The organism is Mesorhizobium sp. L103C131B0 (assembly GCF_000502275.1).
Classification (GTDB): domain Bacteria; phylum Pseudomonadota; class Alphaproteobacteria; order Rhizobiales; family Rhizobiaceae; genus Mesorhizobium.
The window spans coordinates 22,842-45,866 of the sequence record NZ_AYXC01000028.1; the positions used below are offsets into that span (position 1 = coordinate 22,842).

Annotated in this window: 23 protein-coding genes, 1 tRNA gene and 1 pseudogene; 14 read left to right on the forward strand and 11 right to left on the reverse strand. The window is 63.3% G+C overall.

What is annotated here, in order from left to right; translation table 11 throughout:
* Positions 1 to 4 precede the first annotated feature (4 nt).
* Both X730_RS137490 and X730_RS137485 read left to right on the forward strand, forming a co-directional pair.
* Positions 5 to 625: a 2,3-bisphosphoglycerate-dependent phosphoglycerate mutase gene (locus X730_RS137490; protein ID WP_023672068.1), complete on the forward strand. Its 621-nt coding sequence runs from the start codon at positions 5 to 7 to the stop codon at positions 623 to 625.
* A 299-nt stretch (positions 626 to 924) separates the two neighbouring features.
* Positions 925 to 1,009: transfer RNA gene (locus tag X730_RS137485), tRNA-Leu, on the forward strand.
* A 101-nt stretch (positions 1,010 to 1,110) separates the two neighbouring features.
* Here the strand turns inward: X730_RS137485 and X730_RS137480 are convergent.
* The 3 genes from X730_RS137480 to X730_RS1000000166930 all read right to left on the reverse strand — a co-directional run bounded on the left by X730_RS137480 (position 1,111) and on the right by X730_RS1000000166930 (position 2,242).
* Positions 1,111 to 1,455 carry a low affinity iron permease family protein gene (locus tag X730_RS137480; RefSeq protein WP_023672069.1) on the reverse strand — a complete coding sequence of 115 codons (345 nt, stop codon included), beginning with the start codon at positions 1,453 to 1,455 and terminating at the stop codon, positions 1,111 to 1,113.
* Positions 1,456 to 1,654: 199 nt separating this feature from the next.
* On the reverse strand, positions 1,655 to 1,963 hold the full coding sequence (locus X730_RS137475; RefSeq protein ID WP_023672071.1) for a DUF1236 domain-containing protein: 309 nt from the start codon (positions 1,961 to 1,963) through the stop codon (positions 1,655 to 1,657).
* Positions 1,964 to 2,011: 48 nt separating this feature from the next.
* Positions 2,012 to 2,242, reverse strand: coding sequence for a hypothetical protein (locus tag X730_RS1000000166930; RefSeq protein ID WP_033001362.1), 231 nt, complete (start codon positions 2,240 to 2,242; stop codon positions 2,012 to 2,014).
* Between the two features lie 206 nt (positions 2,243 to 2,448).
* On the opposite strand from X730_RS1000000166930, the gene X730_RS137470 reads away from it, so the two are divergent.
* Positions 2,449 to 2,748, forward strand: a complete 300-nt coding sequence (locus X730_RS137470; protein WP_023681215.1) for a DUF1236 domain-containing protein — start codon at positions 2,449 to 2,451, stop codon at positions 2,746 to 2,748.
* Between the two features lie 47 nt (positions 2,749 to 2,795).
* On the opposite strand, the gene X730_RS1000000169295 is transcribed toward X730_RS137470, so the two are convergent.
* Complete coding sequence (locus X730_RS1000000169295) at positions 2,796 to 3,530, reverse strand: hypothetical protein (protein ID WP_196814851.1); 735 nt, start codon at positions 3,528 to 3,530, stop codon at positions 2,796 to 2,798.
* A gap of 385 nt (positions 3,531 to 3,915) precedes the next feature.
* On the opposite strand from X730_RS1000000169295, the gene X730_RS1000000168345 reads away from it, so the two are divergent.
* From X730_RS1000000168345 to X730_RS137450, 3 genes are all read left to right on the forward strand, one after another.
* Positions 3,916 to 7,107, forward strand: a complete 3,192-nt coding sequence (locus X730_RS1000000168345; protein ID WP_081731673.1) for an amino acid permease — start codon at positions 3,916 to 3,918, stop codon at positions 7,105 to 7,107.
* 236 nt (positions 7,108 to 7,343) lie between these two features.
* Positions 7,344 to 9,011 (forward strand): FAD-dependent oxidoreductase, encoded by a 1,668-nt coding sequence (locus tag X730_RS137455; protein ID WP_023827552.1) that lies wholly within the window; start codon positions 7,344 to 7,346, stop codon positions 9,009 to 9,011.
* Positions 9,011 to 9,316 (forward strand): UBP-type zinc finger domain-containing protein, encoded by a 306-nt coding sequence (locus X730_RS137450; protein ID WP_023698083.1) that lies wholly within the window; start codon positions 9,011 to 9,013, stop codon positions 9,314 to 9,316. Before X730_RS137455 ends, X730_RS137450 begins: the two co-directional genes overlap by 1 nt.
* 39 nt (positions 9,317 to 9,355) lie before the next feature.
* On the opposite strand, the gene X730_RS1000000166940 is transcribed toward X730_RS137450, so the two are convergent.
* From X730_RS1000000166940 to X730_RS1000000167845, 6 genes are all read right to left on the reverse strand, one after another.
* Positions 9,356 to 9,547 carry a hypothetical protein gene (locus X730_RS1000000166940; RefSeq protein ID WP_196814852.1) on the reverse strand — a complete coding sequence of 64 codons (192 nt, stop codon included), beginning with the start codon at positions 9,545 to 9,547 and terminating at the stop codon, positions 9,356 to 9,358.
* A gap of 131 nt (positions 9,548 to 9,678) precedes the next feature.
* Positions 9,679 to 10,860, reverse strand: coding sequence for a PLP-dependent aspartate aminotransferase family protein (locus X730_RS137445; protein WP_023681210.1), 1,182 nt, complete (start codon positions 10,858 to 10,860; stop codon positions 9,679 to 9,681).
* Positions 10,857 to 12,290, reverse strand: coding sequence for a pyridoxal-phosphate dependent enzyme (locus X730_RS137440; RefSeq protein WP_023692936.1), 1,434 nt, complete (start codon positions 12,288 to 12,290; stop codon positions 10,857 to 10,859). Before X730_RS137440 ends, X730_RS137445 begins: the two co-directional genes overlap by 4 nt.
* Before the next feature lie 227 nt (positions 12,291 to 12,517).
* Positions 12,518 to 13,885, reverse strand: a complete 1,368-nt coding sequence (locus X730_RS137435; protein ID WP_023692935.1) for an FAD/NAD(P)-binding protein — start codon at positions 13,883 to 13,885, stop codon at positions 12,518 to 12,520.
* Between the two features lie 16 nt (positions 13,886 to 13,901).
* Complete coding sequence (locus X730_RS137430) at positions 13,902 to 14,378, reverse strand: Rrf2 family transcriptional regulator (protein WP_023692934.1); 477 nt, start codon at positions 14,376 to 14,378, stop codon at positions 13,902 to 13,904.
* A gap of 416 nt (positions 14,379 to 14,794) precedes the next feature.
* Positions 14,795 to 14,956, reverse strand: coding sequence for a hypothetical protein (locus X730_RS1000000167845; RefSeq protein WP_023706948.1), 162 nt, complete (start codon positions 14,954 to 14,956; stop codon positions 14,795 to 14,797).
* 232 nt (positions 14,957 to 15,188) lie between these two features.
* On the opposite strand from X730_RS1000000167845, the gene tauA reads away from it, so the two are divergent.
* The 4 genes from tauA to X730_RS137410 all read left to right on the forward strand — a co-directional run bounded on the left by tauA (position 15,189) and on the right by X730_RS137410 (position 18,276).
* Positions 15,189 to 16,202, forward strand: coding sequence for a taurine ABC transporter substrate-binding protein (gene tauA / locus X730_RS137425; RefSeq protein WP_023827553.1), 1,014 nt, complete (start codon positions 15,189 to 15,191; stop codon positions 16,200 to 16,202).
* A gap of 161 nt (positions 16,203 to 16,363) precedes the next feature.
* Complete coding sequence (locus tag X730_RS137420; RefSeq protein ID WP_023827554.1) at positions 16,364 to 17,155, forward strand: taurine ABC transporter ATP-binding protein; 792 nt, start codon at positions 16,364 to 16,366, stop codon at positions 17,153 to 17,155.
* Positions 17,152 to 18,012 (forward strand): ABC transporter permease subunit, encoded by an 861-nt coding sequence (locus X730_RS137415; RefSeq protein WP_023827555.1) that lies wholly within the window; start codon positions 17,152 to 17,154, stop codon positions 18,010 to 18,012. Before X730_RS137420 ends, X730_RS137415 begins: the two co-directional genes overlap by 4 nt.
* An 81-nt stretch (positions 18,013 to 18,093) precedes the next feature.
* Positions 18,094 to 18,276, forward strand: coding sequence for a hypothetical protein (locus tag X730_RS137410; protein WP_023816132.1), 183 nt, complete (start codon positions 18,094 to 18,096; stop codon positions 18,274 to 18,276).
* 136 nt (positions 18,277 to 18,412) lie between these two features.
* Here X730_RS137410 and X730_RS137405 read toward each other — a convergent pair whose 3' ends face one another.
* Complete coding sequence (locus X730_RS137405) at positions 18,413 to 18,700, reverse strand: GIY-YIG nuclease family protein (protein WP_023710330.1); 288 nt, start codon at positions 18,698 to 18,700, stop codon at positions 18,413 to 18,415.
* A 283-nt stretch (positions 18,701 to 18,983) separates the two neighbouring features.
* Between X730_RS137405 and X730_RS137400 the strand changes: the two genes are divergently transcribed.
* From X730_RS137400 to X730_RS137390, 4 genes and pseudogenes are all read left to right on the forward strand, one after another.
* Positions 18,984 to 19,937 carry a sulfonate ABC transporter substrate-binding protein gene (locus X730_RS137400; protein WP_023686046.1) on the forward strand — a complete coding sequence of 318 codons (954 nt, stop codon included), beginning with the start codon at positions 18,984 to 18,986 and terminating at the stop codon, positions 19,935 to 19,937.
* A gap of 70 nt (positions 19,938 to 20,007) precedes the next feature.
* A pseudogene (gene ssuD, locus X730_RS01000000164925) lies at positions 20,008 to 21,175 on the forward strand (FMNH2-dependent alkanesulfonate monooxygenase).
* Positions 21,172 to 21,948: an ABC transporter permease subunit gene (locus X730_RS137395; protein WP_023706945.1), complete on the forward strand. Its 777-nt coding sequence runs from the start codon at positions 21,172 to 21,174 to the stop codon at positions 21,946 to 21,948. The pseudogene ssuD and the gene X730_RS137395 overlap by 4 nt, the downstream one beginning before the upstream one ends.
* A 7-nt stretch (positions 21,949 to 21,955) precedes the next feature.
* A complete protein-coding gene (locus X730_RS137390) occupies positions 21,956 to 22,759 on the forward strand; it encodes an ATP-binding cassette domain-containing protein (RefSeq protein ID WP_023827556.1) in 804 nt (267 codons plus the stop codon).
* The last annotated feature ends 266 nt before the right edge of the window (positions 22,760 to 23,025 follow it).

Below are 23,025 nucleotides of genomic sequence, written 5' to 3' on the forward strand. Positions count from 1 at the left end.
AAACATGTCGGGAACTCTCGTGCTCGTGCGCCACGGCCAGAGCGAATGGAACCTGAAGAACCTGTTCACCGGCTGGCGCGATGTCGACCTTACCGAGCAGGGCCACAAGGAGGCCAAGGAAGCCGGCCAGAAGCTCAAGGCACGCGGCTTGAAATTCGACATTGCCTTCACCTCGGCGCTGATCCGGGCGCAGAAGACCTGCCAGCACATTCTCGACGCGGTCGGCCAGAGCGATTTGAAGACGATCCGCGACCAGGCGCTGAACGAGCGCGACTATGGCGATCTCTCCGGCCTCAACAAGGACGACGCGCGCCAGAAGTGGGGCGAGGAGCAGGTGCACATCTGGCGCCGCTCCTACGACGTGCCGCCGCCCGGCGGCGAAAGCCTGAAGGACACCGGCGCCCGCGTCTGGCCCTATTACCTGCACGACATGCAGTCGCATGTTCTGAAAGGCGGCACCGTGCTGGTCGCCGCGCATGGCAATTCGCTGCGCGCGCTGATCATGGCGCTGGACGGCAAGAGCGGCGAGGAGATCGTCAAGCTCGAGCTCGGCACCGGCGTGCCGGTGATCTACAAGCTCAACGCCGATTCCACCGTGGCGTCGAAGGACGTGCTGGAGGGGTGAGGTTTTCGGCCAGCGCATTCGCCAAGTCGGCGCTGCCCCTCATTGCCCTGCCGGGCAGTTCTCCCGGTATAGTGACGGGGAGAAAGGGCTGGCCGCAGCCTCGGCGCTCTTCTTGTGACGCAGGTGACCGGCGAAAATCATCGATGAGAGCGCCCCTCTCCCCGTCACTGTACGGGGAGAGGATGCCGGCAGGCAGGTGAGGGGCGGCGCTGACCCCCGGGAAACTAAGCCGGCAGGCAGAGGCCCTCGAAAAAGCGCGTTGACACATATCGTTTGCCCGCTTACATGAGCCCGCACCAGCCCAGATGGCGGAATTGGTAGACGCGCACGGTTCAGGTCCGTGTTCCGCAAGGAGTGGAGGTTCGAGTCCTCTTCTGGGCACCAAATTCCCGTTTCGGATAAGTCCGAAATGATTTAGACGCGAAGCAAAAAAGCCCGGTTCCCGGGCTTTTTTGCTGATGGATGACAGATTGTCCAGCGGAGGGTCAATGCGGCGGGCGAACCGCTTTCATTGCTTCTTCTTCGAGTGTCTGGAGCTTCTCCCGAATCTCCTCCGGCTCGGCATGCTCCAAGCCGACGACATCGTTTCTGGTCTCATTCAGCGAAACGATAATCTCATCAAGCTTGGCGTGAATGGCGGCCGTGTCGCGGTAACCCTGGATCAGCACAACGCCGGTGATCACGATGGCCGCTACCGACAATGCGTAGGTGACCACATTCGTCAGGCCGAATGGCACCAACGCAGTACAGAGCAGCATGGCTACAAGAAGGACATAGAAGCCCGGTGGCCGGGATAGAAAGTCGCCCATCACAAAGAGAAAGCGGTTCATATCCAGGCCGCGGTCAAAAATGCCACGAGTGCGGTGACGGCTACGCAAATTGGAATTGCCGCGAGTAAGGCAGCTTCCAGGACCCAAGTTTCCTTGTCGCTAAACATCAGACATCCTCCGTTCAGAAAACGGCCGCCCATAGAGCCTTCACAGCGCAGCCAAAGCCCGCCGCTCCTGATCGGAGCGGCGGGCTCGCGCGTTACTCGATGATCTGCACGACCTTGCGCGTGTCGGGATCGACGAGAACCGCGTGATCTCCGACAACCGTATACTTGTAGCGGACATCCGGAACGTCGATTGCGTGGAGCTCGACAGTGTCGGGAAGTGCCGTGCCGACGTTGAGTTCGACGCCGAGCAAACTGACTGAGGCCAGCTTCTGCTTATGGATATATTCGCGAACGACCGTCTGTTGTTCGGGCTTGAGAACAATAACATCCTCGGCAAACGAGGTGCCGATGCCCGCCATAAGGACGAGGGCGCCGGCGGCGCTGACGAAATACCTGGTCATGGGAATTTCCTTTTCATAGGTCAGTTTGAAGGCGTGGATACGAGCAGATCAGCCGCCACTCGCAGGGGCTGGGGCAGGTGCCGCAGGCTTTGCAGGTGCAGCCGGAGCTTCCACCTTTGGCGCTTCAACCTTGACGTTGATATCCTTGCCGCCGTCGCCGCGGATATTGATGACGCCGGTAAAAATAAGCAACACTACGACCGCAATAAGTGCAAGAACAACAGCAATCGCAGTGCCGCCGCCACCCCCAGAATTAACAACAGTTGGGCCGTCTGCCATGTGTTCCTCTCCTGTTTTATTTAGTTGCATTTGGGAAACGCCTGCCCCGCTTGAACGTTCCGCCTCGGGACTTGGGTCTTAGCTGATATCCGACTTTGGTCTGGTTCGCCGCGGACTGAAGTCACAGGAACAATCTGGCTGATCTCAAGTTCGGTCCCTCGGCGAACAGGCGTGGTGCCGTCGCCGGATTACGCGAGGAGAAAACCATGAAAATCCACTTTGCAAGTGCCGCTGCAGGCTTGTTGCTTTTGGCTGGGGTCGGCGCCGCCGCAGCTCAGGATGTCGTCATCACACCGGAGCAGGATACGGTCGTCCGCGAATACGTGAAAAAGCAGCCGCTGGCTTCGGTGAAGATCCCGGGCGTGGAGCTGAACGTCGGCAGTGCCTTGCCTGATACGGTCGAGCTGCACGAAGTTCCCAACGTCAAATACCGCTACGTCGTGGTCGACAACCGCACCGTCCTGGTCGATCCCAGCACCCGGAAAATTGTGAAGGTCTACGACTGATCGAATAGCTGCCGCCCGCCGCCGGCCATGGCGGCGGGCAGCGGATTTCACATTGCGCTCCAGGATGATCGAAGATGATCGATGACGTCGAGACATCGCCAGCCCTTGATACCCGCTTGGGTTCTCTCAGGGCGAGAATGCGCGATGCGCGCATAACAGAGGCCGACATGAAGACCTTTCAGAAAGTCGCATCCATCATGGTTGGCGGCAGTGGCCGCATCAGTGGCGATGACCTGATTGCAGCGTCGTTCGTCCTCGAGGACCAGCCGGAAGGCTTGTGAGGCGGAGTACTCACGTGTGCAGGCTCCCGCAACGCTGATCCCAAGTGTTCTGGTGCTGAACACATTCCTGCTACGGGCCGGCGTCGAAGGCGTGCCCGCTGGCGAGGTCGCGTCGTGCTCAAGCATCGTCCAGAACACCATGTCGCCGCATGTGACGATACTCGGCCATGCTAGCCGATGCGGGCGCCATAGAAAATCACCGCGGCCGGCAGAACCGGGCAGGCCGGTCCAGAGCGTCGCCACGCCTATGGTCAGAAATGTCACCGAGGCCAGTTTGGTGCAGATCGGATGATGGTAGCGAGCGATCGCCATATCGACCGTACGGGCGCCGGCCTGGGAAGGACCCACCAGCGCGCCGAGGCCGACCGCCGCGCCCAGCGTGGTCGGCGCGCTGTTTGCCCTGCAACGCAGGGCTATGGGCGTGCTCGCACAAGTTAGCTCCAGCTTGAGGCACGGCGTGAAGTCTCGGTCTTTGCCCGCGATGGCGAGGTACGAAGTCAAAAGCGGTCAATGTGATTAGCGATCTACAGTCGATTTCAGCCGCCTTCGGATGATAGCGCCGCAATCACGAGATTTGTCGATAATAATCGATATTAGGCTGTATTCGCGACTATTCGATCGCTCTTCCATAGTGGGCGATAGATAAAATTGGAAATGACATCCCAGATCTGAGGAGATCAAGGCCTTGGGGCCGGCATCAGCATGATTGAACCGCAGCCACCGCAAGTTGACAGTGATCATCAGGCGGATCTGGTTTGGTAGGAAGTCTTAATATGTCTCGCCTAAGGTCCAACTTTGACTTGGGAGCGTGACGTTCGACAGACATATCTCCGCAGGTTACATTTCCCAGTCAGACAGCGCTCCGCACTCGAATGGATGTCTCTGAATGCCGGGCCTCACGCCTTCACGACCGCACCCGAGAACCTTGGGATGGATGGGCACGACAGCGCTCGCCATGGGTGGCAGCAATCAAAGCCTGTTTCTGATTGCCGCCCTTTTTGTCGGTCAGGGGAATATTCCCGGTCAAGGAAGCGCTGCGGTTCCTTTGCTCGTTGTTGGTCTGCTTCTAAGCTGGGCCGCCGCGCCTGCGTGGACCGAATTGGTTCTCATGTGGCCAAACCGCGTCGGCGGTATCTCTGCAGCGTGCGCCGAAGCCTTCCGACCTTACAGTCCCGTTCTCTCGGCTCTGACGGGCACCTGCTATTGGTGGGGTTGGGTGCCGACCTGCGGACTGACAGCGGTTCTTTCAGCGTCTGCAATCCAGCAATGGTACCTGCCGGGCCTCCCCGTGGAGGCGGTCGCCTGCGGGCTCATCGCATTCTTTACGGCGGTCAACCTGTGTGGAATCAAGTGGGTGGTCCAACTGGCGATCCCGATCGCCACTGCCTCCGCGACGCTTGCGTTTCTCTCATCCCTCGTCCCGGTCATCAGTGGCTCGGTCGACTGGCGGCAGGCGACGGATTTTGCCCTGACCAGCCCGTTTACCGGCCTGTTCGGCGATATCACGTCGGTGATGGCGGGACTGTACCTGATCGGGTTTGCCGCACCGGCATTTGAGGCTGCAGCCTGCCATGTTGGCGAAACCATCGATCCCAACCGCAACATTCCTCTGGCGATGTGGGCCAGCGCCGCAATGGCCGGCGTCTATTTCCTGGTCCTGCCGGTTGTCTGGCTGGGTGTGCTCGGGCCGGAGCCGCTCGGCACCGACCTCGCCATAGCTCTCGGGCCCACCTTTGCGCCCTTGTTGGGGAGTTTCGGCAAGGCGGCCGCCATCTGGCTCATCATGCTGAACATGTTCCATGGAACGTTGCAGCCATTGGCAGGCGCCGCGCGGACCCTTGCGCAGCTGAGCGAAGACGGCCTGCTGCCGAGCTTCCTGGCCAGGCGCACCTCAACAGATTGTCCCTGGGCGGCAACGCTGCTCACAGCTGCTGCGGCAATCGGCTTCATGCTGTGCGGGTATCCGCTCTGGATGATCGCCGCGGCCAATTTTACGTACCTGATCAGCATCTGCATGCCAAACATCGCAGTCTGGCTATTGCGCCGTGACAGTCCCGAAGCCGAGCGACCCTTCCGGGCTCCCAGGGGAACCATCATCCTTGGCGTAGGCGCGGCTGCAATATGGCTGTTGACCGCCATACTGGGATTTCAGCAATTTGGCCTTCCTACCGTCCTGTTCGGTCTGGCTTTGGCATATTCGGGTGCTGCGCTCTACGCCTGGCGCACGATGGAGGATCGATACGCACTCGGTCTACAGTTGCTGCCACATACGCTTCACCTGAAGCTTACCGGAGCCATGCTTTTTGTGCTCGTGCTTGACGGTGCCGGCTATTTCCTGGCGATCGGCAGCGTTCCCCAAGGCGACACTTCATTGGTCGCCGCGCTGGAGGACATTTTTGTCGTTGTCGCGCTGCTGACCATCAGCGTTGGCCTGATTTTGCCGGGAATGATCACCCACTCGGCAACCGAGGTGAGCAACGCGGCAAAGCGTCTGACATCCGGAACGCTGAAGGACTTCTCTCTCGCCATGGTCGCCTTGGGGCGGGGAGACCTCGCGGCGGCGCACGCCTCCGTGAACATCATGCCGGTTACCGTAAACTCTCGTGACGAACTTGGAGAGATGGCCGAAAGCTTCAACCTGCTCCAGGACAAGGTGAGGGAAGCCGCCCACGGCCTGGACGACGCGCGCGAGAACATGAACGTAGCGCGCACCGAACTGATGGCACGGCACGAGGAAATCGCGCATCTCGCGCACCACGATCCGCTTACCGGCCTGGCGAACCGAGCCGCGCTTGCAGCACACCTGGCCACGACGCTCGAGCGCGCAAAAGCAACGCACGCCAGCTTTGCCGTCTTCAGCATCGACCTTGACCATTTTAAAGAGGCGAACGACGTTTTCGGGCACGCCGCCGGCGACGATCTGCTTTGCACCATTTCCCGGCGTCTCCAAACCGCGGCGCCTGAGGCCTTTATCGCGCGCATGGGTGGCGACGAATTCACGGTTGTCCTGGCCATGGATGACCGGTCCGCGAGTGCCAAGGACGTTGCGGACCGTCTGTTCGAATCGGCGGCAGGCAAATTCGAAATCCGGGGCCAGCACATTTCGATCGGGGTGAGCATCGGGGCGGCGATCTATCCGAAAGACGGAGAGAATGCAGCGGCGCTGATGGCAAATGCCGACGCAGCGCTCTACCGGGCCAAGGCGGACGGTCGTCGAATGGTGCAATTCTTCGATCCTGAGATGGATAAGCGGCTAAGAGAGCGCTACGCCTTACAGCGAGATTTGCGCTCTGCGGTCGCCCATGGCGAACTTGTGCTTCATTATCAGCCGCAAGCCAGGATGGACGGCGAAATCTTCGGCTTCGAGGCACTCGCCCGATGGCACCATCCAAAGCATGGGCTCATCTCCCCAAACGCGTTTGTCTCGCTTGCCGAACAGGATGGCACGATCGTTGAGATAGGTGAATGGACGCTCAGGCAGGCGTGCAGAGACGCGGCCTCCTGGCCCTCACCGCTGCAGATCGCCGTCAACCTCTCTCCCGTGCAATTCCGTTTCGGGGACCTGGTAGGCCTCGTTCATTCTATCCTCTACGAGACCGGCCTTGCTCCGGGGCGGCTGGAACTGGAAATCACGGAAGGGGTTCTCATCCGCGACCGGGCAACTGCCTTGTCGGTTTTGCGGAGGTTGAAGGCGTTGGGCGTCAGGGTCTCGATGGATGATTTTGGCACCGGGTATGCCTCGCTGTCCTCGTTGCAGGCGTTTCCCTTCGACAAGATCAAGATCGATCGCAGTTTTGTTTCGGGTGTCGGCTCGAATGTCCAATCGGCCGCCATCGTGCGCACGATACTCAGCCTGGGGAATGCGCTGGCCTTGCCTGTCATCGCGGAGGGTGTCGAAACAGAGGACGAGCGTGCCTTCCTGATGAAGGAAGGATGTCCCGAAATCCAAGGATATCTAGTGGGGCGCCCGCATCCGATAGCGCTCTACAAAGATGTGACGAATGGGATTTCGCCAGGATCTGCCTTCGGGGAGCCCGAGGATACCACCGCACCTCAGGCGCTTGGCGTAACGCGATAGCCGCGGCGCCGTCCGTCGGCGCGCTGCTCTTGCAGCATACTGGTGAGCGAGGACTGCCGACGGTACTGCTCGGGCTCGCCCTTATATACGTCGCACTTGTCGGCGCACTGTTTGCCTTGCAGCGCGGGGCCATGTGAGGCATCCGCACGAGTTGGTGCGGGAACCAACCTGCCCTCCCGGCCAGGCGCTTAACAAACCACTTCAAACCCGGCCGTCTCGGCGCTACGTTCGCACCTATGGCCCCACCCACCCAGCCGATCACCGTCACCCGCCGCGACCAGATGTTTCCCATCCTGGGCGACACCGATATCGAGCGCATGCGCCGGTTCGGCGAGGCGAGTTCCTATGCCGCCGGCGAGCACATCGTCACCGCCGGCACTGTGGCGCCGGGGCTGATCGTCATCCTGTCGGGCACGGTCGATATCACCCAGGATGTCAGGCCCGGCCGGCGCGAGACCATCGTCACTCATGGTCCCGGCAATTTCATCGGCGAGCTGGCGCAGCTTTCCAGCCGGCCGTCGCTGGTCAATGCGGAGGCGGCCGAGCCGGTCGAGGCCTTCGTCATCCCCTCGCAGCGGCTGCGCGACCTGATGGTGCAGGAGGCAAGCCTTGGCGAGCGGATCATGCGGGCGCTGATCCTGCGCCGCGTCGGGCTTCTGGAAAGCGGCTCGAGCGGGCCGGTCGTCATCGGCCCGGCCGGCAATGGCGACACGCTGCGGCTGCAGGGATTTCTGCGCCGCAGCGGCCAGCCGCACCGCGCGCTCGATTCCGGCAGCGACCCGTGCGCCAAGACGCTGATTGAGCATTTTCATGTTGACCCGCACCATCTGCCGATCGTGCTCTGCCCCAACGGCAAGCTGATGCACAATCCCGGCGAAACCGAACTTGCCCGCTGCATCGGCCTGCTGCGGCCGATCGATCCCGACATGGTCTATGACGTCGCCATTGTCGGCGCCGGGCCGGCGGGGCTGGCGGCCGCGGTCTATGCGGCATCCGAAGGGCTGTCGACCATCGTGCTCGATTGCCGCGCCTTCGGCGGCCAGGCCGGCGCCTCCGCGCGCATCGAGAACTATCTGGGTTTCCCCACCGGCATTTCCGGCATGGCGCTGATGGCGCGCGCCTACAACCAGGCGCAGAAATTCGGCGTCGAAATAGTCATCCCCGACGAGGCCAAGCTGCTCGGTGCAGCAGGCGAGGGCTACACGCTTACCGTCGGCGACGGTGAAAGCCTGCGCGCACGCACGGTGGTGATCGCCAGCGGCGCCCGCTACCGCCGCCTCGACATCGCCAAGCTGGCCGAGTTCGAGGGCACGTCGGTGCATTACTGGGCCTCGCCGATCGAAGCGCGGCTATGCACAGGGCAAGAAGTGGCGCTGGTCGGCGCCGGCAATTCGGCGGGGCAGGCGGCGGTCTATCTCGCCAGCCAGGTGCGCAAGGTGACGATGCTGGCGCGCCGCGGCGGCCTCAGGGAAACCATGTCGCGCTATCTGGTCGAGCGTATCGAGGCGCAACCCAACATCGAGGTGCTTGGCGAGACCGAGATCGAGGCGCTGGAAGGCGAAGGCGGCAATCTCACCCAGTTGCGTTGGCGCAACCCCGGCGGCGTCGAGATGCGGCCGATCCAGCATCTCTTCCTGTTCATCGGCGCCGACCCCAACACCGATTGGCTGGCTGGGTGCGATATCGCGCTCGACGCCAGGGGTTTCGTGCGCACCGGCGCCGACATAGGGGCGGGCCAGATGGAGACCAGCCGCAGCGGCGTGTTCGCCATCGGCGACGTGCGCGCAGGCTCGGTCAAGCGGGTCGCCGCCGCCGTCGGCGAAGGCGCCCAGGTGGTGGCTGCCTTGCACGCCTATCTCGCGCGACCCAACGCAGCAGCGCCCGAACTGGCCAGGAGAGCATAATGGATGAATGCAAACACACGCGCGACATCAAGACGGTGACGCCGAGCGCGCTCGGCTGCGAGGAGTGCCTGAAGAGCGGCTCCATGTGGGTGCATCTCAGGCTCTGCCGCACCTGCGGCCATGTCGGCTGCTGCGACGACTCGCCCAACCGCCACGCCACCAAGCATTTCCACGCCACCAAGCATCCGGTCATCGAAGGCTACGACCCGCCGGAAGGCTGGGCCTGGTGCTTTGTCGACGAGGCGTTCATCGACCTGGAAGGCGACGTGACGCCGCAGAACGGCCCGATCCCGAAGTTTTTCTGAGGCGGCCGTTCCCGGGCAGGCAAGCCGACGGCCGTGCCGCTATTTCACCGAGCCCGTAACCGTGCGGTCGAGGGCGTCGGAACTGTGGTCGTTGCCGGCAAGTGCGGCAATGATCAGAAGACTGGCGACGACCGGGACGAACAGGATGGCCACGCGGGCCTGCACATAAAAAATGGCGCGCCATTCGCTGCGCTTTTCCGGGTTGTTGTCCATCACACTCACTCTCGCCATGCCTCCCCAGGCGGGACATAGCGGCGAAGGGTTAAGCAAAGGCTGCTGAATGTGTTAACGCGCGGCGGATTGGGATTTAATCTCGACGGTCAGCGCCGCCCCTCATTGTCATCGGTACGCATCTGGTACGCCTACCCCCGCAGCGCCTGGTCCAGGTCGGCGATCAGATCATCGCCATCCTCTATCCCCGCCGACAACCGCACCAGCGAATCCGAAATGCCGATTTCCGCGCGCTTTTCCGCCGGGATCGAGCCGTGCGTCATCAGCGCCGGGTGTTCGATCAGGCTTTCGACGCCGCCGAGGCTTTCAGCCAGCGTGAACAGTTGCGTCCGTTCGAGGAAGCGTTTGGTGCCGGCGAGGTCGCGGTCGAGGTCGACCGAGATCATGCCGCCGAAGGCATGCATCTGTTGGACGGCGATGGCGTGCTGCGGATGGCTGGCCAGGCCGGGATAGACGACGCGGCGCACATCTTTTCGCGCCTCCAGCCACTGCGCAATCTTCAGGCCGTTCGTGGAATGCCGCTCCATCCTGAGCGCCAGTGTCTTGATGCCGCGCAGCGCGAGAAAACTGTCGAAGGGACCGGAGATGGCGCCGATGGCGTTCTGCAGGAATTTCAGCTGGGCCGCCAAATCCTTGTTGTCGCCGACGATGGCGACGCCGCCGACCATGTCGGAATGGCCGTTGAGATATTTCGTCGTCGAGTGGACGACGATGTCGATGCCGAGTTCAAGCGGCCGCTGGATGTAGGGGCTGCAGAACGTGTTGTCGGCGACCGTCAAAACCCCTTTGCGCCTGGCGAGTGCCGCAACGCCTTCGAGGTCGACGATACGCAGCAGCGGATTGGTCGGAGTTTCGACCCAGAGCAGTTTTGTCTCCGGGCGAATCGCTGCTTCCACCGCCGCCAGATCGGTGAAGTCCACAAAACTCACCTGCAGATTGGCCGAGCGCTTGCGCACCCGCTCCATCAGCCGGAACGAGCCGCCATAGATGTCGTCGGTTGCAACGATATGGGCACCGCTGTCGAGCAGCTCGAGCACGGTCGAGATCGCCGCCAGGCCGGAAGCGAATGCAAAGGCGGCCGAGCCGCTTTCGAGATCGGCCACCCCGCGCTCGAAGGCGAAGCGGGTCGGGTTCTGGCTGCGGGCGTACTCAAACCCCTTGTGCACGCCGGGCGACTGCTGGCCATAGGTCGAAGTCGCGTAGATCGGCACCATCACCGCGCCGGTCAGCGGGTCATGGCTCTGGCCGCCATGGATGGTGCGCGTGGAAAAAGCCAGGCGGTTCTTGCCCGATGGGGATGTTTCAGCAGTCATCGTGCGCGCCTCAAATGGTTGATCAGGTCGATACGGGTTATCAGGCCGACGAACTCGTCGCCATCGAAGATGATGGCGACCTCGTTGCGGTCGAACACCGGCAGCAGCGCATCCAGCGTCTGGCTGGCCTGCAGCGTGTGCAGATTGGAGGTCATGGCGGTGCGCACCGGGGCGTTGAAGCGGTCCCAGCGGCCGTCATAGGGGCCGTCGACCTTGGCCAATATATCGCCCTCATCGATAATGCCGACCAGCTTGCCATTGTCCAGCACCGGCAGCTGCGAGACATCGGAGCGGCGCATGCGGCCATAGGCGTTGAGCAGGCTTTCGTCGGGGCCGACATAGACGGTGTCGCCGGTGCGGTGCGAGCGCATGACAAGGTCGCGCAGATCGCCATGCTGTTCCTGTTCGGCCAGCCCCTGTTCGGCCAGCCAGAAATCGTCGAACACCTTGGACAAATATTTGTTGCCGCTGTCGCAGACGAAGGTGACGACGCGTTTCGCTGTCGTCTGCTCGCGGCAATAGCGAAGCGCGGCCGACAGCAGCGTGCCGGAAGACGAGCCGGCGAGAATGCCTTCCTTCGAAAGCAGGTCCCGCACGGCCAGCATGCTCTGCTTGTCTGGGATGGAATAGGCTTTCCTGACCAGCGACAGATCGGCATTGGGCGGCACAAAATCCTCGCCGATGCCTTCGACGGTCCAGCTGCCGGCCTCTTCCATCTTGCCGGTCTTGATCAGCGGCGCCAGCACCGATCCGACGGGATCGGCCAGCACCATTTCGGTCTTCGGCGATGTTCTGGCGAAGTAGCGGCCAAGCCCGGTCAGCGTGCCGCCGGAGCCGACGCCGACGACCACGGCGTCGAGGTCGCCGTCGAGCTGGGCAAGGATTTCCGGTCCGGTGGTGGTCTCATGCGCCTCGGGGTTGGCCGGGTTGGCGAACTGGTTGGCGTAGAAGGCGCCGGGCGTTTCAGATGCGATCTTCTCGGCCATGTCCTGGTAATATTCGGCATGGCCCTTGCCGACATCGGAGCGCGTCATGCGCACTTCGGCGCCGAGCGCGCGCAGATGCTGGATCTTTTCCCGCGACATCTTGTCGGGCACGACGAGGATGATGCGGTAGCCCTTGGGGATGCCGACCTGGGCGAGGCCGAGACCGGTATTCCCGGCGGTCGCCTCGACGATGGTGCCGCCGCGCTTCAGCTTGCCTTCCTTCTCGGCCGCGGCAATCATCGACAGCGCAATGCGGTCCTTGATCGAGCCGCCTGGATTCTGGCTTTCGAGCTTGATGAACAGCCGGCACTTGCCGGTGTCGAATTTGGTCAGTTCGACCACCGGCGTCTGGCCGATGAGGTCGAGCACCGAGGCGTAGGGCGGACGCAGGCGGGATAACGCGCCGTCCGAACTGCCTGGCGCAGCTTTTCCGTGCTCGCTCATATCGATGTGCTCCCTTGAACAAGCGACCGCCTCGGGGGCAGAGCGGCAGCGTAGCTTCTTTTCCGGCCGTTTGCAGTCGGAAAGAAGGTAGATCGTGCCAATCAACCGGCGAGAGGGGGAATGGAATTCCAGTTTTAGGCCGGCTTTGGACTCAAGCCCAACACCCTCCGTAGCGATCCTTCCCACCCCCCTCTGAGGGGCGTGCTATCCCGCCGACGTCAACAGCTTTACCCCAGCAGCTGCTTGCTCAGCCTAGCGCATTGCACGCGGATGTCGGGGATGGCGTCGATCTCGAAGAAGGTGCCGCGGGTCAGCGGCCCGACGGCGAGGATCTTGGCCGATGCGGTGCCGTCGCCGGCGATGATTTCGCACTTGGCCGTTACATCGAGGCCAAGCCGCAGCGGGTCGGGCCGCGCCAGGCCGCGGTCGACCAGCGAGCGCACGACGCTGTTCGACGTCGTCGAGATGTCGCGGGCGATGCCGGTGCAATCATAGATGCGGGCGACCTGCAGCGTTTCCAGCGCCTTTGTGTGGCGGGACTGGATGCCGACGGTGAATCCATCGCCGGCCTCGATGCCGACGACTCGGCCGGCGACCGGGCGGATGCGGCCGGTGCGCACCGCCTCGGTGACGCGGGCATGCACCTCGGGCGCCAGCCGATGGCGATGGATGTCCCACCAGGCCTTGGTGTGCTCGACGAAGCGGCGCTTGGCCGAGGACGGCCAGTTCTGCCAGATCTTCTGGTTGAAGGGTCGCAGCCCATCGACGACGTCGCGCCAGTCGATGCCGGCCTTCTGGTTTTCTCGGATCAGGTCGCGGAACCAGCCGACGAAATAGGAGAGCTGCGTGCCGAGCGGAATGTCGGCGACGTCGAGCTTGATCGGGTTGCCCTTGCGGTGCGGCGACGGCAGCAGGCCGCGCCGCGACACGGCGACGATCTCGCCGCGATGGCCGCGCTGCTCGAGCGACAGAAAGGCATCGACCATGCTGAGCCCGGTGCCCAGCACCAGCACGCGGGCTTCAGGATCGAGCGCTGTGTCGGCCTCGGTGCCCATGCGGATGGCATGACCTTGGCCGGCGCCGGGCTGCTCGTCGTGGCCGGTGGCAAGCACCGCCAGATGCGCGACGACGCTGGTGCCGTTGGCCAGCACCACTTCGACACCGGACGATGTCGGCGAGATCGACAGGCTTTCCTCGCGAATCAGCCTGAGACGGCCGGTTTCCTTTTCGCGCGCTTCGAGCTCGTCGAGCACTTCCTTGAGGTAGCGGGCATAGACGCTGCGCGGCGCATAGAAGGGTGTCTGCGGCGTCTGTTCCTGGCTTATCAGGCCGCGCCCCTGCAACCAGCGCCAGAAATTCAGGGGATCGTCGGCATAGGCGCTCATCCCCGCGGCGCTGACATTCAGCACGTGCGCCGATAAGAGCGTCGAATAGGCAATGCCCTGGCCGAAATGCGGACGCTTTTCGATCAGCGTGACGCGAAGGTCCGGGTTGGGCGACTTCAGCAGATGCGCGGCAAGCACGACGCCGCTGGCGCCGCCGCCGACGATGATGATCGAGCTGGGGATGATCGAATTGGCGCGCGCGACGCTCATGCGAGCACGCTCAGGATCAGGCGGGGACCTTTTGCGCCGGCGCAAGCTCGTCGATGTCCCTCGCGACCGGAAGGTCGTCGAGGACGATGTCGCGCATCTCGGCCAGCGTGCGCTGGTCGAGCACCTCGGCGATCGCCTGCCGGACCTCGAGCATCAGATGTCGGACTTGGCATGTCGCCTCATTGCAGTCTTCACAGCGCTGATACTGGGTGCGGCTGGCGCAGGGGATGGGCGCCAGCGGTCCGTCGAGGACGCGCACGACATGGCCGACCTTGATCTCGTCGGCGGGGCGGGCCAGGCGATAGCCGCCATCCTTGCCCTTGCGGCTCTGGACGAAACCGGCATTGCGCAATTCGCCCAGAATGGCATCGAGGAATTTCTTCGGAATGTTGTTGCCGCTGGCGATGTCGCCGACAAAGGCGAGCTGTCCCGTCGGCAGTTGCGCCAGATGGACCAGCGCCTTGAGGCCGTACTTGCCTTTTTTGGTGAGCATAGACCGAATGTTTCTCTGTCAGGCGATGGCCCAGAACCATCGGTTGCGAAACGCCTGACGTGCCTCCCCGCCGCGTGCAAGCTGCTTCGACACATAAATTCTACTGACATGATATACAAGCCGAGAAACCTTGATTTTGCTTCGTTTTCACGCCGCAGGGGCCACTTTAGCAAGGCTTTGTGCCGTTACGGTCACAGCCAGCCGCGAGAGATTGCGGCGATGAGCGGCGGCTCCTGCTCCCAATGTCGATAAGATTACTATACTTACCCTCGAACACGCGGAACGTGTTTTCAAATCAACCGTCTTTTACAGCATGGATTTGCGCCATTTGGGGCTTCGCCAGGAATTTTGGGTCGCAGCCCGCGGATCGGCGAAACATGACTCCCGACAACTCGGGCGCCGCCCTGCGCCCGATATCAGGACGCCGCCTTGCCGCTCTGAGACCGGGCGGCCTTGGCGGCCACCGGCACGCCGCTTGACCGCAGCATCCAGCGGTGGCCGTCGCTGCGGAAGTCGGTGAGGCTCAACGGCTCGACATCGATCCTGCGGCAGGCCGCAAGCGGCGCGCCGAGCACCAAATCAGGCCTCTTCCGTAGCGAGGGTTGGCAGGACCACCAACTCTTCAGCACCTTTGGGGCGCCGTTTGCGTTTGTGCACGGTCCGACACGGGCCGGTCACCGCGCCCGCATCAGCCGTTGGTTTTTTTCTAACAAGTGCTTTTTCCTTGGAACGATTTAACTCTACAAGAATGATAGAATTAGCTGACTATGAACAGGCATCCGGTTTTTCTCATTTTTCATGGAGCCTTTCATGTCCAGCATTTCGCGACGCATTGTCCTCCTGTCGTCGGCAGCTTTGGCGGGTGCGGCCTTCCTCGGCCCGGCCCAGGCGCAGGACCTCAACATCACGATCGGCTACCAAACGGTGGTCGAACCTTCCAAAGTGGCGCAAGCCGACGGCGCCTATGAAAAGGCGACCAAGGCCACGATCGACTGGCGCAAATTCGATTCCGGCGCCGATGTCATCGCCGCCGTCGCATCCGGTTCGGTCGATATCGGCTATGTCGGCTCGAGTCCGCTGGCCGCGGCCGCCAGCCGCGAACTGCCGATCCAGACCATCTTTGTCGTCGGCCTGATCGGCCAGTCCGAGGCGCTGGTCGCCCGCAACGGATCCGGCATCGAGAAGATCGCCGACCTCGCCGGCAAGAAGGTGGCGGTGCCGTTCGTGTCGACCACGCATTACAGCCTGCTTGCCGCGCTGAAGCACGAAAACGTCGACCCGAAGTCGGTCGAAATCCTTAATCTCAGGCCACCGGAAATAGCCGCCGCGTTCGCTCGCGGCGACATAGACGCGGCCTATGTCTGGGATCCGGCGCTCGGCCAGATCAAGACGACAGGCAAGGTGGTGCTGGATTCCTCGCAGGTTGCCGCCTGGGGCGCGCCGACCTTCGACGCCTGGATCGTGCGCACCGACTTCGCCGAAAAGAACCCGGACGCCGTGCGCGATTTCGTCAAGGTGACCGGCGAATCCTATGCCCAGTTCCTGGCCAAGCCCGAGGCATGGTCGGTTTCGTCGCCGGAAGCGGCCAAGATCGCCAAGATCACCGGCGCCAAACTGGAAGAGATGCCGCAGCTCCTCAAGGGTTACGTCTTCCCGACATTGGAAGAGCAGGCTTCCGACAAATTGCTCGGCGGCGGCACGGTCAAGGCGATCGAGGCAGCTTCGGCCTTCCTCAAGGAGCAGGGCAAGATCGACGCCGTGCTGCCCGACTATTCGAAATACGTGTCGTCGAAATACGTGACCGAGGCTCTGGCCTCGAACTGATCTTCAGTTTTACGCAATTCCGGACGGAAAACCGCTTCACACTTTTCCTGGAATTGCTCTGAACACGCGCGGTTTCCTCTTCCCTGACGCCGCGTGCTGCCTGTCCCGGATCCGCTCAACGAGGGCCGGGGCAGGCTGATTTTCTTCCGGAGCCCCTTTTCATGCCGCATCTCGTACTCCACCCGCATCTCGTACTCGACAAGGTCTCGGTTCACTATGACGGCCAGGCAGCGCCGGCGGTCGACCGGGTTTCCATCGATGTCGCCAAGGGCGATTTCGTCGTGCTGGTCGGCCGCTCCGGCTGCGGCAAGACCTCGCTGCTCAATGTCGCCGCCGGCCTGGTCGAGCCCGCGCGCGGGGTCGCCACGATCGGCGGCCGGCCGATCACCGGCCCAGGCTCCGACCGGGCGGTCGTGTTCCAGAACGATGCGCTGTTTCCCTGGCTGACGGCCCGTGAAAACGTCGCCTTTGCGCTCAGGCTGCGCGGCGTGCCGCAAGCCGAGCGGGCGCGCCGCGCCGACCAGTTGCTGGCGCTGGTCAAGCTTGACGGCGTCGGCGACAAACGCATCTGGGAATTGTCCGGCGGCATGCGCCAGCGCGTCGGACTCGCCCGTGCACTCGCCGCCGAACCGGAATTCCTGCTGCTCGACGAACCGCTCGGCGCACTCGATGCGCTGACGCGCGAGCGCATGCAGACGACGCTGCTCGACCTGTGGACCGCAAGCCGGGTCGGCGTGCTGATGGTCACGCACGGCATCGAGGAGGCGCTGGTGCTGGCCACAAGCATCGTCGTTTTGGCGCCCGGACCGGGCCGCGTGGTGCGGACATTCGAGACCAGTTTCAGCCGGCGCTATGCCGCAGGCGAGCCGATCCGCGCCATCAAGACCGATCCGGCCTTTGCCGCGGCGCGCGGCGAGCTGACCGATGCGATCTTCGAAGGAGAGGCGGCATGAGCGTCGCCTCCTACAGCGAGCGGCCGGCCGCCGGGACCGGCGAGGCCGATGCCATTTCGGTGCCGTGGTCGCGGCCGGTGCGGAAGCGGCGCGGGGTTTCCTCGCGGGCGATCAGCGCCGTCACCATCGTGGCCGCGCTGGCGGCATGGGCGCTGTCTGCGCGCCTGCAACTGGTGTCGCCGGTGTTCCTGCCGTCGCCCGCCGCCGTGTGGACCAAGTTCATCGTGGTGATCAAGGACGGCTTCGTCGACGCGACTTTGCTCCAGCATATCGTCGCCAGCCTCGGCCGCGTGTTCGCGGCGCTGCTCGCGGCCATCGTCATCGGCGTTCCGGTTGGGCTGGCTATCGGCATTTCGACGGTCGGGCGCGGCATCTTCGATCCCTTGCTCGAATTTTTGCGGCCGATCCCGCCGCTCGCCTATCTGCCGCTGGTCATCATCTGGTTCGGTATCGGCGAACCGTCAAAGATCCTGGTGATTGCCATTGCCATGCTGGCGCCGGTGGCGCTGTCGACGGCCTCGGGCGTGCGCGGTGTCTCAAAGGAGCGCATCGATGCGGCCCGTTCGCTTGGTGCGACGCAGCGCCAAGTGGTGCGCCATGTCATCCTGCCCAGCGCGCTGCCGTCGATCCTCACCGGCCTGCGCATCGCGCTCGGCGCCGGCTGGTCGACGCTGGTTGCAGCCGAGCTGGTGGCGGCAACGCGCGGCCTCGGCTTCATGATCCAGTCGGCCGCCCAGTTCCTGGTCACCGATGTCGTGGTGATGGGAATAGTGGTGATCGCGACAATAGCCTTCGTGCTGGAATTCATCATCCGCCGGATCGAGCGTCAGCTGGTTCCGTGGGCGGGAAAGGAATGACAACAAGTTTCTGCCGGTTTGACCGGCTGCTTCCCTTCGCAGCACGGCGACCGCCGACCCCGGAACAGAAGGAGTGATGTCATGACCCAGTCCACCGCGGTGCTGTTCGCCCATCTCGGCAGCTGGCTGCTCGCCTGGCGGGAGAACTCGTCGTCACAGCCGCAACCGAAATCGCCGGCCCCGGTGCAACTCGACGCCGAACGCGACCGCCTGCCGCCACGCGACGAGGGATTTTACTGGGCCTGGCAGTATTGGTCGCAGTGAGGTGATGGTGATTAGCGCCAGCCTTCGCGATTTCGTCATCCTAGGGCGAAGCAAGGAGCGAAGCGACGCGGCGCAGACCCTAGGATCCATGCCGAGACGCTGATGCTACGCTCCAGGGGAGCAACAAACCGGGCGCCTACCACCCGGTTCCGCGAAACAGCTCAAACCACTCCGGATTGGCCTTCTCTATCAGTTCGATCTTCCACTGTCTCGGCCATCGCTTCAGCGACTTCTCGCGTTGAATGGCATCGGTGATGTCGAAGAATTCCTCATACCAGACCAGCCGTTGAACACCGTAGCGGCTGGTGAAGCCTGCGCCCTGGCCGGATTTGTGTTCAGGCATGCGGCGGGCGAGATCGTTGGTGACGCCGATGTAGATCGTGCCGCGTTTTTGGCTTGCAGTCATGTAGACGTAGCCGGTCATGGTTTCAGGGTATCGAGCCTCGGTTCGCGCACAAGCGACATTCTGATCCGTTCCACTCTACGGCAAACGTCACGGCATGGATCCTAGGGTCTGCGCCGCGTCGCTTCGCTCCTTGCTTCGCCCTAGGATGACGAGCGCTGGGTTCTGAAGAAAATATTTCCACGTCAAGCAGCCAACTCGCAAAATCGTTTCTCTACTAAATTTATAGACCTACCTAGCCTTGTCTCTCATCCACGGCAGGGAGCCCTTCCCGGCGCCGGTTCGCAGCGAAGGAAGAGGGATCATGTTCAGCCTGACCAGACGCGTTTTCGGCCTTGGCCTTTTGGCGGCGGGCATTGCTGCCTCGCTCAGTGCCTCGGCGCAGGAGTTGAAGCAGCTAAACATCGGCTATCAGAAGACCGGCCTGCCGGTCATCGCCCGGCAGCAGCAGGTGATCGAGAAGGCGCTGAGCGACAAGGGCGTCGCGGTGAAATGGGTCGAATTCACCGCCGGCCCGCCGCTGGTCGAGGCGCTTAATGTCGGCGCCATCGATGTCGGCTGGACCGGCGACGCACCGCCAATCTTCGGCCAGTCGGCCGGCGCCAACATCGTCTATGCGGCGGCACTGCCGGCCAATGGCGACGGCGAAGCGATCTTCGTCAAGCCGGCATCGCCGATCCAGTCGCTCGCCGACCTCAAGGGAAAGCGCATCGGCGTCGGCAAAGGCACCAGCGCGCACAATCTGCTGGTCGCGGCACTCGAAAAAGCAAACATCCCCTTCGACCAGATCACCCCGGTCTATCTCAGCCCGGCCGATGCTGCGGCGGCTTTCGCCAGCGACCAGATCGATGCCTGGGCGGTCTGGGATCCGTTCTACGCCATCGCCGAGACACGCTACCAGCCGCGCGTGCTGGCGCGCTCCAGCGAGGTGCTGAAGGTGAACACCTATTTCCTCGCCAACAAGGATTTCGCCAAGGCGCATCCGGAGACGATCACCACGACGATAGCGGCGCTCGGCGTGGCGGCGAAATGGGCGGACCAGAATCGCGACAAGGTCGCCGCCGCCCTGCATGAGGTGACCGGCGTGCCGCTCGACGCGCAGACCATCGCCGCCAATCGCACCAAATTCGGCATCTTCCCGATCACCGACGAGATCATCGCCGGCCAGCAGGCGACCGCCGATCGCTTCTACAAGCTCAAACTGATCCCGAATGCGGTGCGCATCTCCGACGCCGTGTGGACCGCACCGGGCAATTGAACTTTCACGTGCGGCGCCGGGCGGAAAACGCCCGGCGCCTTTTTGCCGTTTCCGCTTCAGGGATTTCGCCATGACCGCTCCAGCCAATCCGCAAGCCAGCCCGCTCGATTTCTTCTGGTTCATTCCAACGCATGGCGACGGCTCCTATCTCGGCTCCGAACAGCAGCAGCGGCCGCCGGAGTTCGCTTACTTCAAGGAGATCGCACAGGCCGTCGACCGGCTCGGCTTTCCCGGCGTGCTTTTGCCGACCGGGCAGAATTGCGAGGATTCCTGGATCACCGCCTCCGGCCTTGCAGCGCTGACGGAAAAGCTAAAATTCCTGGTGGCGCTACGGCCCGGCGTGACGTTGCCGACCTTCGCGGCGCGCCAGACGGCGGCGCTCGACCGGCTGAGCAATGGCCGCCTGCTGCTCAATGTCGTGGGCGGCAACCCGACCGAGCTTGCCGGCGATGGCGTGTTCCTGCCGCATGATGAGCGCTATGCGCAAGCGCAAGAGTTCCTGACCATCTGGCGCGCGCTGGTGTCGGGGCGAGAGCGTCAACTTCAACGGCAAATATTACCGCGTCGACAATGGCCGCCTTGACCTTCTGCCGCAACAGGAGCGGCCGCCGCTCTATTTCGGCGGCTCGTCCGATGCCGGCCAGGAGCTCGCCGCCGATCTCGTCGACATGTACCTGACCTGGGGCGAGCCGCCCGCGCAGGTGGCGGAAAAACTCAGCGCGGCGCGCAAAAAGGCTGAACGGCGCGGCCGCAAACTGCGTTTCGGCATCAGGCTTCATTTCATCGTGCGCGAGACCGAGGAAGAGGCCTGGCGCGCCGCCGACCGGCTGATCAGCCACGTCACCGATGCCCAGATCGAAAATGCCCAGGCCCGCTTCACCAGGGAGATGGACTCTGTGGGACAGCGGCGCATGGCCGAACTGCATGGCGGCCGCCGCGACAGGCTGGTGGTTTCGCCCAATCTGTGGGCCGGCGTCGGCCTGGTGCGCGGCGGCGCCGGCACAGCTTTGGTCGGCTCGCCCGAGCAGATCGTCGAGCGCATCCGCGAGTATCAGGCGATCGGCATCGACACCATCATCGGCTCCGGCTACCCGCATCTCGAGGAAGCCTACCGCGTCGCCGAGCTTCTGTTCCCGCGTCTCGGCCTGGGCACCAGGCGGGCACGGGCGCATGAGCACATCGCCAATGAATTCGCCGTCGGGTTCCACGGCGCCAACCGCCTTCAGGCGTCGTCATGAGCCTGGCTCAACGGGTCAAACAGAACGGCATCGGCTGGCTGCTGCCGGCGTTGGTCATAATTGGCTGGGAAGCCGCCAGCCGCGCCGGCGTGATGCCGGCCAATGTGCTGCCGGCGCCGAGCGCGGTGGCCGAGGCCTTCTGGCGGCTGACGCTGTCGGGCGAGCTGATACAGAACATCGGCGTCAGCACGCTGCGCGCGCTGGCCGGCTTTGCCATCGGCGGCTCGATCGGCTTTGCACTCGGCCTTGCCAACGGGCTGTCGGCGCTCAGCCGCGGCCTGACCGACACGACGCTACAGATGATCCGCAACATCCCGCATCTGGCGCTGATCCCGCTGGTCATCCTGTGGTTCGGCATCGACGAGGAAGCAAAACTGTTCCTGGTGGCGCTCGGCGTGTTCTTCCCGATCTACGTCAACACGCTGCTCGGCATCCAGAGCGTCGACCCGCATCTGGTCGAGATGGGCCGGGTCTACGGCATGGACCGCCGCGCGTTGTTTTTTCAGGTGATCCTGCCCGGCGCGCTGCCGGCGATCTTCGTCGGCCTACGCTATGCCTTAGGCATCATGTGGCTGACGCTGATCGTTGCCGAAACCATCTCGGCCAGTTCCGGCCTCGGCTACATGGCCATGCAGGCACGCGAATTCCTGCTGATCGATGTCGTCGTGCTGTCGATCCTGATCTATGCGCTGCTCGGCAAGCTTGCCGACAGCTTCGCCCGCCTGCTCGAGCGGCTGTCGCTCGGCTGGCATCCCGCCTTCCAGAACGCCTGAGGGTTCGATGCCAACCGCCAGCCTGACCGCCATCCGTTCCTTCGTCGCCGCGCCGGAACCGTCACGGCCGGAGGAGGCCGTCGACAGGCAGCGCGCCTTTGCCTTCAAGGGCGTGGAAAAGCGCTTCGGCGACAAGGTCGTGCTCGACGGCATCGATCTCGATGTGCCCGTCGGACAGTTTGTGGCCGTCATCGGCAAGAGCGGCTGCGGCAAGAGTACGCTGTTGCGGCTGCTGGCCGGGCTCGATCGGCCAACCGCTGGATCCCTGTCATTCGGGCCGGAGGCGAAGGCCGGCGCGGGGGAAGAGAGCCGCTTCATGTTCCAGGAGCCGCGGCTGCTGCCCTGGGCCAGCGTGGTGAAAAACGTCGAGGTCGGACTGACCGGGCTTGCCACCGGTGCGGAAGCCAGGCGGCGCGCGCTCGCCATCCTGGGTGAAGTCGGCCTCGCCGACCGCGCCGACGAATGGCCCTCGGTGCTCTCGGGCGGCCAGAAGCAGCGCGTGGCGCTGGCGCGTGCCCTGATCGGACAGCCAAAGATTCTGGCGCTCGACGAGCCGCTCGGCGCACTCGATGCGCTGACCCGCATCGAAATGCAGCAGCTTCTGGAACGTATCTGGCTGGAGCAAAAATTCACCGCCGTGCTGGTCACGCATGACGTCGCCGAGGCGGTTGCGCTCGCCGACCGGGTGGTGGTGATCGACGAGGGCCGCATCGCGCTCGATCTCGACGTGTCGGTGGCGCGGCCGCGCCGGCGCGGTTCGGTCGAGCTTGCCAGGCTGGAGGGAAGGATTCTGGATCAGCTGTTCGGGTAGTGCTGTCGCGGGCAGGGCATTCTATCCGAACCGGATAGATAGGTAACAGAATGGACCGGCAATAAGGGGTGGCTGTTTTCTTGCTCGCCGGGTTGTGCCTGTTTGCGACTGCGGGTTTGACCAGCGCCTTCCCCCACTCCGTCACCGCTTCGCGGCGCCACCTCTCCCTCCTCCGGAGGGAGAGGAAGGGAGCCTGTCCGAACCGGATAGATAGGTAACAGAATGGACCGATAGCATGGGTGACAGTTTTCTTGTCCGCCGGAGGA